This window comes from Bacillus sp. GW821-FHT01G09 (genome assembly GCF_059422205.1).
Genome location: NZ_JBWKWL010000006.1, coordinates 270,264 through 283,657, shown reverse-complemented (window position 1 = coordinate 283,657; position 13,394 = coordinate 270,264). Strand labels below are relative to the sequence as shown.

Genomic DNA, 13,394 nt, shown 5'->3' with positions numbered 1-13,394 from the left:
TCCGGTAGTTCAGTTGGTTAGAATGCCTGCCTGTCACGCAGGAGGTCGCGGGTTCGAGTCCCGTCCGGACCGCCATTAATGTAAACGAAACGATCATGTTTTCGTTTTTTTTGTGTTTTCTTTTACTGTATCTTCTGCTTGGTGTCATAGCCAAGCTTTCTTTATATCGGGAACATCTTGGATATTCCAGCAAAATTCGATAAACTAGGAAGAGCACATATAGGCATAAGCAGGGTTGAAAGGAGATTTTGGTTCATGGATGAATTTGATTTGATACATAGCATTACTCCGCGGACCATTCACCATTCTTCCGTTGATGTAGGAATAGGTGATGATGCAGCGCTCTACACTGCGAAACACGGCGTTCAGGAAATTGTTTGTGTTGATACTATGGTAGAAGACGTGCACTTCAAATTACACTATTCCTCACCTGAAGATATCGGGTACAAGGCGTTAGCCGTTAATATAAGTGATATTGCCGCGATGGGAGGCATTCCTAAGTTTTATCTGGTATCACTTGCGGTACCTTCAAAATGGACTGAATCTGAAATCAAGGCGATGTATGAAGGAATGAATGAACTGGCGAAACTATATCATATGGATCTGATTGGCGGCGATACAGTTTCTACCGCTGACAAATTAGTCGTTACAGTCACTGTAATCGGTGAAATTGAAAAGGGACAGGCCTGTTTGCGCAGCTTGGCAAAACCGGATGATATTGTGTTTGTAACCGGTGAAATCGGTTCTTCTGCAGCAGGGCTTTCTTTATTGCTGGAAGAGACTAATCCTCAAAACTCATCTGTGGAAACGGATTACTTTATCCACAGGCATAAACGGCCTGAGCCAAGAGTAAGCGTCGGCAGATTATGCTCGATTTTTAAACGGGCAGCTTTAAATGATGTTAGTGACGGATTGGCTAGTGAACTGAACGAGATTGCAGAAGCCAGCTGTGTTTCAATTGAAATTGATGAAAGCATGCTTCCAATTCATTCTGATTTGCCTAAGCTTCATCCTAACTGGAAAGAATGGGCTTTGTTTGGCGGTGAGGATTTTGAGCTGACAGGGACGGTTTCAAATGAGGAGTGGGAAGTGTTGAAGCAACAGTGCGCAGCACGTCAACTTCCCATTACAAAGATTGGCCATGTCAGGGAAAAAACAAAATCTAAAGTGATCCTAAAAACAGATCAAACATCAATGATCTTAGAGAAAAAGGGATATAATCATTTTAAATAAGACGGGTGACTTGTGTGAAGCAATTAAAATGGAGAACTGTAAATCCAGAAGAAACAAAAGCAATTGCCAAGCTGACGGCATCGTTTGCTAAACCGGGAGACGTCCTGACATTAGAGGGCGATTTAGGTGCAGGAAAAACGACTTTTACGAAAGGTTTTGCAGAAGGGCTGGGAATTACGCGTGTTGTAAACAGTCCGACTTTTACAATTATAAAAGAATATAACGATGGCTTACTTCCTCTTTATCATATGGATGTGTATAGAATGGAAGATGAAAGTGAAGATTTGGGACTTGATGAATATTTTCACGGACAAGGTGTCTGTCTCGTTGAATGGGCTCATTTAATTGAAGAACAGCTGCCGCAGGAGCGACTGCAAATTGTCATCAAAAGAGCTGGTGATGATGAGCGGGAAATTACCTTTACTGCTGTCGGGAATCGGTATGAAATGCTTTGTGAGGAGTTAAGTAGACATGACAATATTAGCAATTGATACATCAAATTATACATTGGGCATTGCGCTGCTTCGAGAAGACACCGTTATAGCAGAATACATTACATACTTGAAAAAGAACCACTCTGTAAGAGCGATGCCTGCTGTTCATTCATTGCTGAATGATTGTGATATGGCACCGCAGGACCTTTCTAAAATTGTCGTTGCAAAAGGCCCTGGTTCATACACAGGAGTAAGAATAGGTGTGACGTTGGCCAAAACACTTGCCTGGTCTTTAGACATTCCAATAAGTGCTGTATCAAGTCTTGAGACGCTTGCGGCAAATGGCCGGCATTTTGACGGTCTGATCAGCCCAATCTTTGATGCTAGACGGGGACAGGTGTACACAGGTCTGTATCAATATAAAAATGGGCTTTTAGAGCAAGTTGTTCCAGATCAAAATGTGATGCTGGCAGATTGGCTGGAGATGCTAAAAGAAAAGGACCGCCCTGTTTTGTTTTTAGGCCATGATACTTCTCTTCACAAGCAGATGATCGAGGATGTGCTTGGAACAAAAGGGTTCATTGGAACTGCCGCCCAGCATAACCCGCGTCCTTCAGAATTGGCTTTTCTCGGGAAGGAAAAGGAAGCAGCTGATGTTCATGGGCTTGTCCCGGATTACTTGCGGCTGGCAGAAGCTGAAGCGAAATGGATTGAAAGTCAAAAGTAGGGTGATAGGATGAAAACAAAAGCAGCGGTCAGAAATATGCGGCTTGAAGATATAGATCACGTATACGAAATCGAAGCATCCTCCTTTACGTCTCCTTGGACGAAGGATTCGTTTTATCATGAGCTGCTGGAAAATCCGTATGCTCATTATCTCGTGATTGAAAAGGACGGCCATCTTGCTGGGTATTGCGGGATTTGGATTGTGATGGACGATGCCCAAATTACAAATATAGCGATAAAACCAGAGTATCGCGGCCAGTCTTTAGGAGAAACGCTTTTTCGCTCAGCTGTTGAACTGTGCAAAGAAAAAGACGCAAGGCGGCTTTCGCTTGAAGTGAGGGTTTCGAATCATCCTGCTCAAGGCTTATATAAGAAATTCGGGATGCAGCCCGGCGGAATAAGAAAGAACTATTATACTGATAACGGGGAAGATGCGTTAATTATGTGGGTGACGATAAATGAGTGAGCAAAAAGACATGTACGTATTAGGAATTGAAACAAGCTGTGATGAGACTGCTGCAGCTATTGTGAAAAACGGGAAAGAGATCATTTCAAACGTAGTAGCCTCTCAAATTGAAAGCCATAAGCGCTTCGGAGGCGTTGTTCCGGAAATTGCTTCAAGACATCATGTTGAACAAATCACTTTGGTTATAGAAGAGGCGTTTCGCAAAGCTGGCATGACGTATAGTGATATTGATGCGATTGCAGTAACAGAAGGTCCGGGACTGGTGGGAGCGCTTCTTATCGGAGTGAATGCCGCTAAAGCATTGAGCTTTGCACATAACATTCCGTTAGTAGGCGTTCATCATATAGCCGGTCATATATACGCGAACCGTCTTGTAGAAGACATCGTGTTCCCGGCACTAGCATTGGTCGTTTCAGGAGGCCATACAGAACTGGTTTATATGAAGGAACATGGATCATTTGAAGTCATTGGGGAAACCCTTGATGATGCGGCAGGAGAAGCCTACGACAAAGTGGCTCGGACGATGGGATTGCCATATCCGGGTGGACCGCAAATTGACAAGCTAGCTGAAAAAGGGAATGACAATATTCCGCTTCCTCGCGCATGGCTTGAAGAAGGCTCTTACAACTTCAGCTTTAGCGGATTGAAGTCTGCGGTGATCAATACGCTTCATAATGCATCCCAAAAAGGGCAAGAGATTGCTCCGGAAGATTTGTCTGCCAGTTTCCAAAATAGTGTGATCGATGTCTTGGTAACCAAAACGGCGCGCGCGGCAAAGGAATATGATGTCAAACAGGTCCTTTTAGCCGGAGGAGTAGCTGCAAACAGAGGCCTCAGAGCTGCATTAGAAAAGGAATTTGCCCAGCATGAAGGGATTACGCTTGTCATTCCTCCATTAGCTTTATGCACGGATAATGCTGCGATGATTGCTGCTGCTGGTACAATTGCTTTTGAAAAAGGAATTCGCGGTGCATATGATATGAATGGCCAGCCCGGCCTTGAATTGACTTCTTATCAAAGTCTCACGAGATAATAGCGTGAGACTTTTTATATGTTTGTTATTAACAGACAATTCACAATTTATCCACATATCTGGGAGTAATTATAGAGATATTGATGGATAAAGGGCTGAGGTCACTGTTAATAAAGTGGATAAATTCAGAATATTTTGTGGATAGTGTGTATAAAGCGCTTACTTTGTTTATTTATTAGGGGATGTTCTGTGGATAAAAAGCACCTCTAAAAAGAGGTGCTTGACTTTTTTAATCTTCTTCTGTGGATAGTTCTTCCCATTCGGACAAAAGAGATTCCAGCTCCTGATTAAGCTTCTCATTGTCTGCATGGATAGCTTGTACTTTTTCATGATCCTGATAGACTTCAGGGTCACATAGCAATTCATCATTGCGGCTAATGTTCTCTTCAATGGTTTGAACAGTGGTTTCAATTTCTTCAATCCGACGGAGTCGTTGGCGCTCTTTCTTTTTCCATTCTTTTTCTTCCTCGTAGGAACGTTTGGAGTCAGACTTCACTGTAGCTGGCGTTTTATCAGTTTCCTCTTGCTGATTCATTTTCTCCAATTCAAGCTGCTCTGTTTTTTTCTCTGTATAATAATCGTAATCTCCCAGATACTCCTCTATATGGCTTGAAGAAAGCTCCAATACTCTTGTGGCGATTCTGTTAATAAAATATCTGTCATGTGAGACAAATAACAGTGTGCCTGGATAATCAATCAGCGCGTTTTCGAGAACTTCTTTGCTGTCTAAATCCAGATGGTTAGTCGGTTCATCAAGGATGAGAAAGTTGGCTTTTTGAAGCATCAGCTTAGCTAGAGCCAATCTTGCTTTTTCGCCTCCGCTCAGTGAATGAACTGGTTTCAGCACATCATCTCCGGAGAATAAGAAATTTCCGAGACACGTTCTGATTTCTTTTTCTGGGAGCCCGGGGTACTCGTCCCACAGCTCATCAAGGACACGTTTAGAGGAAGTCAACTCAGCCTGTTCCTGATCATAATAGCCGACACTGACATTTGAGCCGTATGAGATCGTTCCTTGATCTGGTTTTAGGGTGTCTATCAATGTTTTCAGTAATGTCGATTTACCAATTCCGTTAGGGCCGACAAGCGCTGCGCTTTCTCCTCTTGTGAGCATGAATGACACTTCTGTTAAAAGCGGCGGCTGGTTTTCATAGCTGATTGTGAGATCCTGAACACGGAGGACTTCATTTCCGCTCTGTTTTGTAATATCAAAATGAAAGTTTGCAGATTTTTCATCGCCAAGCGGTTTTGACATGACTTCCATTCGCTCAAGCTGCTTTCTGCGGCTTTGCGCCCTTTTGGTGGTAGAGGCTCTCGCCAGATTTCGGTCTACGAAGTCCTGCAGCTTTGCAATCTCGTCCTGCTGCTTTTCATACATTTTAAGATCTTTTTCATACTGCGCGGCTTTTTGGTCGAGATAAGCGCTGTAGTTGCCGTGATACTTTTTGCTTTCTGCTCTTGATACCTCGTACACCTGGTTTACTACTTTGTCCAAAAAGTAGCGGTCATGCGAAACGATGAGGATGGCGCCTGAATAGCCTTGTAAATAATGCTCAAGCCAGGTAAGCGTATCAATATCCAGATGGTTTGTCGGCTCATCAAGAATGAGCAAATCAGGCTGTGTTAATAGAAGCTTACCTAAAGCCAGTCTTGTTTTCTGGCCTCCGCTGAGGCTTTGAACCTGTGTAGAATCGTCAAAATGGCTGAAGCCGAGACCATGCAGCACAGATCTAACATCCGCTTCATATTGATAACCGCCCTTATCTTTGAATTCCTGCTGAAGACGGTCGTAGGTTTTCATGATGCTTTCTAATTCACCCGGGTCAGCTGCCGCCATTTTTTCTTCCATAGCCCGCATTTCCTTTTCCATTGCTTTTAAGTGGTCAAAAACAGTCAGCAGCTCTTCTTTTATGGTAAGCTTAGAATCCAAGCCAGTATGCTGGGCGAGATATCCCATTGTAATATCTTTCGGTTTAATAATTTCGCCCTTTTCATACGAAAGCTGGCCTGCGATAATTTTAAGGAGCGTGGATTTTCCGGCGCCATTTCTTCCTACAATGGCGATGCGATCACGATTTCTGACTTCCAGCTTTATATTGTTTAAAATAGTATCAGCACCAAATGATTTGGACAGCTGATTAACTTGTAAGATCATCATATTATTTCACCTCTGCTATAATAAGTTAAGTGTAGCTTATGAACCAGAAGTCAGCAAACAATACATTGGCCATATAAGACATAGAGAAGAAAATAGTGTATGATCTGTTTAAGGAGCGTTTTAATATGAATGGATTTTCTCATTTTAATGAACAGGGCAGAGCCCAGATGGTGGATATCAGCGAAAAATCTTCGACTGTCCGTACTGCGGCGGCTGTTTCAAGCGTACACATGAAGAATGAAGTGTACGAGAAAATACAAAGTCACGATATCGGCAAAGGAGATGTACTGGCTGTCGCACAGGTGGCAGGCATTATGGCCGCAAAGCAAACGTCGAATATCATTCCGATGTGCCATCCGCTTTCATTGAGCGGGGTAGATATATCGTTTGACTGGAAAATAAAAGAAGCAGAAGTTATACTTCATATAAAAGCACAGGTCAAAACGAAAGGGAGTACAGGTGTGGAAATGGAAGCGCTCACTTCTGCATCGGTGTGCGCTCTTACCGTTTACGATATGTGCAAGGCCCTTGATAAGGGGATGGTCATCGGCCCTACTTTCTTGCTGGAGAAGACAGGCGGGAAAAACGGTGACTTTAAAAGAGAACTATCCGAGTATAATTTGGAGGACCAAAAATGAATAAGGATCAATCAAAAATTCCGCAGGCGACGGCGAAACGGCTGCCGCTTTACTATCGCTTTTTAAAGAATCTGCATGCGTCAGGAAAACAGCGTGTATCATCCGCTGAACTCAGTGATGCCGTAAAGGTTGATTCTGCCACGATTCGGAGGGATTTTTCCTATTTTGGAGCTCTTGGCAAAAAAGGATACGGATATAATGTGGATTATTTGCTGTCTTTTTTCCGGAAAACGCTTGATCAGGATGAGATGACAGACGTCATCTTGATTGGTGTCGGGAACTTGGGAACGGCATTTCTTCACTATAATTTCACAAAAAATAATAACACAAAAATTTCTATGGCTTTTGATATAAATGAGAGTAAAATAGGAACTGAGGTAGGCGGCGTGCCCGTCTATAACCTTGATGACCTTGAACAACACGTAAAAGATGAATCAGTTGCCATTCTTACAGTGCCTGCAGTTGCCGCTCAATCCATTACAGACAGATTGGTCGCATTAGGAATCAAGGGAATCCTTAATTTTACGCCGGCCCGTTTGAATGTGCCGGAACACATTCGAATTCATCATATAGATTTAGCAGTTGAGCTTCAGTCACTTGTTTATTTTTTGAAGCATTACTCAGTTTTAGAGGAAATCGAATAGAGGGAAAGGAGGAGCCCAAATATGCCGATCGGTCCTGGAAGCCTTGCTGTTATCGCAATCGTTGCTCTGATTATCTTCGGTCCCAAAAAGCTGCCTGAATTGGGGAAAGCAGCGGGAGACACACTTCGTGAATTCAAAAACGCTACAAAAGGATTAACGAGTGATGAAGAGGAAAAAAAGAAAGAAGATCAGTAAGTTAGGATGACACGAATGAAAGTGAATCAAATGTCGCTGCTGGAGCATATTGCTGAGCTTCGAAAACGGTTGCTGATTGTAGCGCTGGCGTTTGTCGTTTTCTTTATTGCTGGATTTTTTTTAGCAAAGCCGATTATTGTGTATCTGCAAGAAACAGATGAAGCGAAGCAGCTTACGCTTAACGCGTTTAACCTGACAGACCCGCTTTATGTGTTTATGCAGTTTGCGTTTATCATCGGCATAGTCCTGACCTCGCCGGTTATTCTTTATCAGCTTTGGGCTTTTGTGAGTCCGGGTCTCTATGAGAAAGAGCGCAAAGTAACGCTCAGCTACATTCCGATCTCTATTTTGCTGTTTTTAGCGGGCTTATCTTTTTCATATTATATTTTATTTCCTTTTGTTGTTGATTTTATGAAGCGGATTTCTCAGGACTTGAATGTCAATCAGGTGATCGGAATTAATGAATATTTTCATTTTCTTCTGCAGCTGACGATTCCGTTTGGACTGCTGTTCCAAATGCCGGTCATCCTCATGTTTTTGACCAGGCTCGGAATTGTGACACCGATGTTCTTGGCGAAAATCAGAAAGTATGCGTATTTTACGCTGCTGGTGATCGCAGCCCTGATTACACCGCCTGAGCTTCTGTCCCATATGATGGTCACAGTCCCGCTTTTGATTTTATATGAAATCAGTATCCTTATATCGAAGGCCGCTTATCGGAAAGCACAGAAAAGCAGTGCTGCCGATCAGGACGTGTCTTTGGGGCAATAATAAAAAATCCATTTCTCATGAGAGAAATGGATTCAGCGTGTTGACAACCCCCCGCATTCGTTGTCAAGCCTGTGCGTTGGTGCTCACGAATGAAAACATTCGCTCCGCTCCAATGCCCGCCTTTCCTAGACTTCAAGGGTTTTCAATCACGCAGAAAATGACAAAATCCTAAAACGAAAGCCGTTTTAGGATTTAATTTGAATCCATTTCTCATTCAGAAATGGATTTTCTTTATTTTTGGTTCTTTTTGATTTTAAATGAAAAGGCGAACATCTTAAAAGAAATGCTGATGTTGTAAGCGGCGAACACCATCAGCAGGATGGAGTAAAATGACCACATGCTGCCTGGCGAGCTTGCGGCAAGATAAGTAAAGATGCACCCTACGGCAAAGTAGATCATTCCCCAAACTACCGGGTTTCTCATAAAAATAATCCTCCAATAATCAATTGCATTTGTGTGCTCTGCTGTTCAAGGTAATTCCGAACAGGCTCAAGCTGCATGATGACGACGAATGTATTCATCATTAAATGGGCGAAAATCGGCACCCATATCCGTTTTGTTCTGGCATATAAAAAGGCAAAGGTAAAGCCCATTGCTGTATATAGAAGAAGATGCTTCAAATCAGCGTGAACAATACCGAAAATAACCGAGCTGATCAGTCCTGCAAAAAAGAAATTCGTTTTTTCGTACAGCGCGCCGAAAATGATTTTTCTGAAGATGATTTCTTCTAATATAGGCCCGACGATGGAAGAAACGATAATCATGAGCGGGACTGCCTGAATGACATCCAGAATCGCTTGTGTATTTTCTGATTCTCTCCCGATGCCAAAAACATAATATTCAATAGAGCCTGCTATTCCTTGAGAGAAAAGGGCAATGAAAAAACCGGCTATCGCCCAAAGGATAGAAAGTCCGATTGAGTCCTTCTGTCCGTTTCGCAGCGTTTCTTTCGGAACGGTTCTCAGAATGAGCAGAACAACAACGAGACAGGCGATAAAGCTGATAACGGACCATAATCCTTGTGCATGCAGCATATTTTCATCTGTAGGCTGTCCTCCGGCATAACCGAATTTAAATAACAAGGGAATCGCGATTAATGCGGAAAACTGCATGATGATATATGTCAAAATAATAAACCAATACTGTTTTCTCAAATGGTATGTACTCCTTTGTTAAGTGGGTTTCGTTCATCTACAGCTATTGTAACATAATCGGTACGGGGGTGAAAAAGCTAACGGAAAAGGGAGCGGAAAAGAATGATGTAAGCGTGAAAAATTTTTTATCTTATCACTTGAAATTGGAAGGGAGATTCTTTATTATAAGAATTGTGTTAGCACTCTTTAGTGCTGAGTGCTAAAATTACATATTCATACTATTGAGGAGGTTATTACATTGTTAAAGCCATTAGGTGATCGCGTTGTCATTGAACTCGTAGAATCTGAAGAAAAAACTGCCAGCGGAATTGTGTTGCCGGATTCTGCAAAAGAAAAACCGCAAGAAGGCAAAATCGTGGCAGCTGGTTCAGGTCGCGTGTTAGAAAGCGGAGAGCGCGTTGCTTTAGAAGTAAAAGAGGGCGACCGCATTATCTTCTCAAAATACGCAGGTACTGAAGTGAAATACGAAGGTACTGAATACTTAATCTTACGTGAAAGCGACATTTTAGCTGTTATTGGCTAATTCTTAAATAAACAATACTTAAAACATTTGAGGAGGTCTTGTAAACATGGCAAAAGAAATTAAGTTTAGTGAAGAAGCTCGCCGCGCAATGCTTCGCGGTGTCGATGCACTTGCTGATGCTGTTAAAGTAACTTTAGGACCAAAAGGACGCAACGTGGTTCTAGAGAAAAAATTCGGTTCTCCGTTAATCACAAATGACGGTGTAACAATCGCTAAAGAAATCGAGCTAGAAGACGCGTTTGAAAACATGGGTGCTAAGCTTGTTGCTGAAGTAGCCAGCAAAACAAACGACGTTGCCGGTGACGGTACAACAACTGCAACAGTTCTTGCGCAAGCAATGATCCGTGAAGGCCTTAAAAACGTAACAGCAGGCGCTAACCCTGTAGGCGTGCGTAAAGGGATGGAACAAGCTGTAGCGGTTGCGATCGAAAACTTAAAAGAAATTTCTAAGCCAATCGAAGGCAAAGAGTCTATCGCTCAGGTTGCTGCGATCTCTGCTGCTGATGAGGAAGTCGGAAGCCTTATCGCTGAAGCAATGGAGCGCGTAGGAAACGACGGCGTTATCACAATCGAAGAGTCTAAAGGCTTCACAACTGAGCTTGAAGTTGTTGAAGGTATGCAATTCGACCGCGGATATGCGTCTCCTTACATGGTAACTGACTCTGATAAGATGGAAGCGGTTCTTGACAATCCTTACATCTTAATCACAGACAAAAAAATCACAAACATTCAAGAAATCCTTCCTGTGCTTGAGCAGGTTGTTCAGCAAGGCAAACCATTGCTTTTGATCGCAGAAGACGTTGAAGGCGAAGCACTTGCAACACTTGTTGTGAACAAACTTCGCGGCACATTCAATGCAGTGGCTGTTAAAGCTCCTGGCTTCGGTGACCGCCGTAAAGCAATGCTTGAAGACATCGCTGTCCTTACTGGCGGAGAAGTCATCACAGAAGATCTTGGCCTTGACCTGAAATCTACTCAAATCGCTCAATTGGGACGCGCTTCTAAAGTTGTCGTTACTAAAGAAAACACAACAATCGTTGAAGGCGCTGGCGAAACAGACAAAATTTCTGCCCGCGTGACTCAAATCCGCGCTCAAGTAGAAGAAACAACTTCTGAATTCGACAGAGAAAAATTACAAGAGCGTCTTGCTAAACTTGCTGGCGGCGTAGCTGTCATCAAAGTCGGCGCTGCGACTGAAACTGAGCTGAAAGAGCGTAAACTTCGCATCGAAGACGCCCTGAACTCAACTCGCGCGGCTGTTGAAGAAGGCATCGTATCCGGTGGTGGTACAGCGCTTGTAAACGTATATAACAAAGTCGCTGCAGTTGAAGCTGAAGGCGATGCTCAAACAGGTATCAACATCGTGCTTCGCGCGCTTGAAGAGCCAATCCGTCAAATCGCACATAACGCTGGTCTTGAAGGATCTGTCATCGTTGAACGCCTCAAAAACGAAGAAATCGGCGTAGGCTTCAACGCTGCAACTGGCGAATGGGTAAACATGATCGAAAAAGGTATCGTTGACCCAACTAAGGTTACACGCTCAGCTCTTCAAAACGCTGCGTCTGTAGCTGCAATGTTCTTAACAACTGAAGCCGTTGTCGCTGACAAGCCAGAAGAAAACGCTGGCGGCGGAATGCCTGATATGGGCGGCATGGGCGGTATGGGCGGAATGATGTAATACCGACAAAAACCCCTTAATTTACAAGGGTTTGTCGGCAACGGACGTCATTTTTGATGCCCTTTTGATGCCATTTTTAAATTTCGAGGCTTCTCATGAGTTCATTGAACTTGTGAGAAGCTTCTTTTTTTTCTGTCTTTCGTAGTTTGATTTTTTCAGCACTGTTCTATATCGATTTTCAATAGTTTTGATAATCCCGATATGAATTATTCAATTGACCAAAATACAAAATTCCACCGGCTCAGATTCCTGTTTACGTCTTCTTTGACAAACGGCTTACTGTAACTTCAGTAAACTGCACTTCTGTTATGATTAAAAATGGGTTTAAAAATTATTCGTCCAGACCTCTGTTACTTCTCTCCCTATTGCAGACAGGAGATGGTATCCTCTCATAAGACAAAAAAGCCCCAGTTACCTAAATAAATAGTGTCACCAACACTCTTAGACGTTTCCCCAAGGAAAACACTGTCAAAGAGAAAACCTATTAAAATGTCTATTTGTGCTGCTTTTTAGCCACTAAGACGATGTATGTTAAATATATAGACGGCAGAATAATCTGATTCTCAAAAATTCACTGTCAATGTAGTTAGGTTCTTCCACAACATTGATAATATTCATCACGACTCTATGGAGACCGACAATCCAATTATTAACTCTAATATTAGTTTTTTATGATTACCAAGGAGGACTTAATAGTGCATTTCTCAAAAATGATAGATCGCTTGGCTTTATATGATTTACACAGAAAAAGAAGTAAAGATAAACTTTTTTCTGCTGCTATTGCAGCCGATATCGATGATAGAGAGGAATTTTACAGTGCAAATATAGCTGATGTTTCAATTGACTTGAATGAATCTAAAAAAAATTATAGGGTTGGAACATTTCGTTATGAATCCTTAATTCAAACTGGGAATCCTGTTAATGATACTTTAAAAGGGGAGGTTTTTTTAAATGAAAATGATATAGATCAACCCAATGTCATCTTTGTACACGGCTGGCGCATGGATTCGTTCGATAGAATCAAAAAAATATTTCATAAACGTATAATGAACGATTTAGGCTGGAATATGTATTATTATTCTCTTCCATACCATTTTGAAAGAGAACCGGAAAATTCACTGTATAGTGGCGAGTTGATGATTAGTGCAAATATTGATCGTACAATTGAGTCGACAAGACAGGCCATTGTAGATTTACGGGCATTAATTCACTGGATAAAAGCAAATAAAAAAGGCCCTGTTATCATAGTGGGGGTAAGCTTAGGGGGATGGGTTACTAATCTAATTGCAACCCTAGAATCCCAAATTGATGTAGTGGTATCAATCTTTTATGCCAATCGCCTTTCTTATTCAATATGGAACACGATCCCAGGTAAATTCATAAGAGAAGAATTAGAACAAAATGGTGTGACCTATGAAGATTTAACAAAATATTGGAATATCACAGATCCTAGTCAAGCCTTGCCGAAAGTTAATAAAGATAACATTCTGCTGATTTCTGCTAAACATGATCAGTATATTGACTTAAAAGATGCAGATTATTTATGGGAAAGCTGGGGGAAACCCACAAGATACGTCTACAATTGTGGTCATTCAGGTATTGTTCTTTGCCGCAATAAGCTGGCAAATGATACGCTTTCCTTTATACGAGAAAGAATACATACGGGAAAACCTGGTTCAGTACATTTGTAGACTTTAATAAGAAACGAAAGGCCAACTGCAACTTCAGTTGGCCTTTCCTA

15 protein-coding genes and 1 pseudogene are annotated in these 13,394 nt (G+C 42.2%); 13 read left to right on the top strand and 3 right to left on the bottom strand.

From position 1 onward, the window contains the following. Window positions 1–255 precede the first annotated feature (255 nt). From thiL to tsaD, 5 genes are read left to right on the top strand one after another with little or no spacing between them, the layout of a single operon-like run. Window positions 256–1,233, top strand: coding sequence for a thiamine-phosphate kinase (gene thiL, locus AC07VD_RS19960; protein WP_122895380.1), 978 nt, complete (start codon window positions 256–258; stop codon window positions 1,231–1,233). Window positions 1,234–1,247: 14 nt separating this feature from the next. After that, on the top strand, window positions 1,248–1,724 hold the full coding sequence (gene tsaE / locus AC07VD_RS19955; RefSeq protein WP_021481343.1) for a tRNA (adenosine(37)-N6)-threonylcarbamoyltransferase complex ATPase subunit type 1 TsaE: 477 nt from the start codon (window positions 1,248–1,250) through the stop codon (window positions 1,722–1,724). Further along, window positions 1,705–2,394, top strand: coding sequence for a tRNA (adenosine(37)-N6)-threonylcarbamoyltransferase complex dimerization subunit type 1 TsaB (tsaB, locus tag AC07VD_RS19950; RefSeq protein WP_003234078.1), 690 nt, complete (start codon window positions 1,705–1,707; stop codon window positions 2,392–2,394). Before tsaE ends, tsaB begins: the two co-directional genes overlap by 20 nt. Before the next feature lie 9 nt (window positions 2,395–2,403). Continuing rightward, window positions 2,404–2,859, top strand: a complete 456-nt coding sequence (rimI, locus tag AC07VD_RS19945) for a ribosomal protein S18-alanine N-acetyltransferase (protein WP_003243019.1) — start codon at window positions 2,404–2,406, stop codon at window positions 2,857–2,859. Further along, entirely contained in the window at window positions 2,852–3,892 is a 1,041-nt protein-coding gene (gene tsaD / locus AC07VD_RS19940) for a tRNA (adenosine(37)-N6)-threonylcarbamoyltransferase complex transferase subunit TsaD (RefSeq protein ID WP_003234076.1), read from the top strand. The genes rimI and tsaD overlap by 8 nt, the downstream gene beginning before the upstream one ends. Before the next feature lie 229 nt (window positions 3,893–4,121). Here the strand turns inward: tsaD and AC07VD_RS19935 are convergent, their stop codons facing one another. After that, window positions 4,122–6,050, bottom strand: coding sequence for an ABC-F family ATP-binding cassette domain-containing protein (locus AC07VD_RS19935; protein WP_124059945.1), 1,929 nt, complete (start codon window positions 6,048–6,050; stop codon window positions 4,122–4,124). Between the two features lie 125 nt (window positions 6,051–6,175). Between AC07VD_RS19935 and moaC the strand changes: the two genes are divergently transcribed. The 4 genes from moaC to tatC are packed head-to-tail and all read left to right on the top strand — an operon-like array spanning window position 6,176 to window position 8,298. Further along, on the top strand, window positions 6,176–6,688 hold the full coding sequence (moaC, locus tag AC07VD_RS19930) for a cyclic pyranopterin monophosphate synthase MoaC (protein WP_003243499.1): 513 nt from the start codon (window positions 6,176–6,178) through the stop codon (window positions 6,686–6,688). Next, entirely contained in the window at window positions 6,685–7,332 is a 648-nt protein-coding gene (locus AC07VD_RS19925) for a redox-sensing transcriptional repressor Rex (protein WP_003234073.1), read from the top strand. Before moaC ends, AC07VD_RS19925 begins: the two co-directional genes overlap by 4 nt. Window positions 7,333–7,353: 21 nt before the next feature. Further along, complete coding sequence (tatAY, locus tag AC07VD_RS19920) at window positions 7,354–7,527, top strand: sec-independent protein translocase protein TatAY (protein WP_003234072.1); 174 nt, start codon at window positions 7,354–7,356, stop codon at window positions 7,525–7,527. Window positions 7,528–7,533: 6 nt separating this feature from the next. Further along, the gene (gene tatC, locus AC07VD_RS19915; protein WP_494721961.1) at window positions 7,534–8,298 is read left to right on the top strand and encodes a twin-arginine translocase subunit TatC; all 765 of its coding nucleotides are present in this window, start codon (window positions 7,534–7,536) and stop codon (window positions 8,296–8,298) included. A gap of 231 nt (window positions 8,299–8,529) precedes the next feature. Here tatC and AC07VD_RS19910 read toward each other — a convergent pair whose 3' ends face one another. Next, a complete protein-coding gene (locus AC07VD_RS19910) occupies window positions 8,530–8,721 on the bottom strand; it encodes a YdiK family protein (RefSeq protein ID WP_003225680.1) in 192 nt (63 codons plus the stop codon). Next, window positions 8,718–9,452, bottom strand: coding sequence for a CPBP family intramembrane glutamic endopeptidase (locus AC07VD_RS19905; RefSeq protein ID WP_003234069.1), 735 nt, complete (start codon window positions 9,450–9,452; stop codon window positions 8,718–8,720). The genes AC07VD_RS19910 and AC07VD_RS19905 overlap by 4 nt, the downstream gene beginning before the upstream one ends. Window positions 9,453–9,690: 238 nt before the next feature. Here AC07VD_RS19905 and groES point away from each other — a divergent pair, with 238 nt between their 5' ends. The 4 genes and pseudogenes from groES to AC07VD_RS19885 all read left to right on the top strand — a co-directional run bounded on the left by groES (window position 9,691) and on the right by AC07VD_RS19885 (window position 13,344). Further along, the gene (gene groES, locus AC07VD_RS19900; protein ID WP_003155970.1) at window positions 9,691–9,975 is read left to right on the top strand and encodes a co-chaperone GroES; all 285 of its coding nucleotides are present in this window, start codon (window positions 9,691–9,693) and stop codon (window positions 9,973–9,975) included. Between the two features lie 46 nt (window positions 9,976–10,021). Continuing rightward, a complete protein-coding gene (groL, locus tag AC07VD_RS19895; protein ID WP_003234067.1) occupies window positions 10,022–11,653 on the top strand; it encodes a chaperonin GroEL in 1,632 nt (543 codons plus the stop codon). Between the two features lie 555 nt (window positions 11,654–12,208). Continuing rightward, window positions 12,209–12,510: pseudogene (locus AC07VD_RS19890) on the top strand (abhydrolase domain-containing 18); the annotation flags it as partial. Between the two features lie 144 nt (window positions 12,511–12,654). Then, window positions 12,655–13,344, top strand: coding sequence for an alpha/beta hydrolase (locus AC07VD_RS19885; RefSeq protein WP_494721963.1), 690 nt, complete (start codon window positions 12,655–12,657; stop codon window positions 13,342–13,344). Window positions 13,345–13,394: the final 50 nt, after the last annotated feature.

Excerpts from the sequence above, each read along its gene's own strand:
- AC07VD_RS19910 (WP_003225680.1), bottom strand. The coding sequence starts at position 8,721 with ATGAGAAACCCGGTAGTTTGGGGAATGATCTACTTTGCCGTAGGGTGC.
- groL (WP_003234067.1), top strand. The coding sequence starts at position 10,022 with ATGGCAAAAGAAATTAAGTTTAGTGAAGAAGCTCGCCGCGCAATGCTT.
- tsaD (WP_003234076.1), top strand. The coding sequence starts at position 2,852 with ATGAGTGAGCAAAAAGACATGTACGTATTAGGAATTGAAACAAGCTGT.
- moaC (WP_003243499.1), top strand. The coding sequence starts at position 6,176 with ATGAATGGATTTTCTCATTTTAATGAACAGGGCAGAGCCCAGATGGTG.
- AC07VD_RS19925 (WP_003234073.1), top strand. The coding sequence starts at position 6,685 with ATGAATAAGGATCAATCAAAAATTCCGCAGGCGACGGCGAAACGGCTG.
- tsaB (WP_003234078.1), top strand. The coding sequence starts at position 1,705 with ATGACAATATTAGCAATTGATACATCAAATTATACATTGGGCATTGCG.
- AC07VD_RS19935 (WP_124059945.1), bottom strand. The coding sequence starts at position 6,050 with ATGATGATCTTACAAGTTAATCAGCTGTCCAAATCATTTGGTGCTGAT.
- tatAY (WP_003234072.1), top strand. The coding sequence starts at position 7,354 with ATGCCGATCGGTCCTGGAAGCCTTGCTGTTATCGCAATCGTTGCTCTG.
- AC07VD_RS19885 (WP_494721963.1), top strand. The coding sequence starts at position 12,655 with ATGGATTCGTTCGATAGAATCAAAAAAATATTTCATAAACGTATAATG.
- thiL (WP_122895380.1), top strand. The coding sequence starts at position 256 with ATGGATGAATTTGATTTGATACATAGCATTACTCCGCGGACCATTCAC.
- tatC (WP_494721961.1), top strand. The coding sequence starts at position 7,534 with ATGACACGAATGAAAGTGAATCAAATGTCGCTGCTGGAGCATATTGCT.
- rimI (WP_003243019.1), top strand. The coding sequence starts at position 2,404 with ATGAAAACAAAAGCAGCGGTCAGAAATATGCGGCTTGAAGATATAGAT.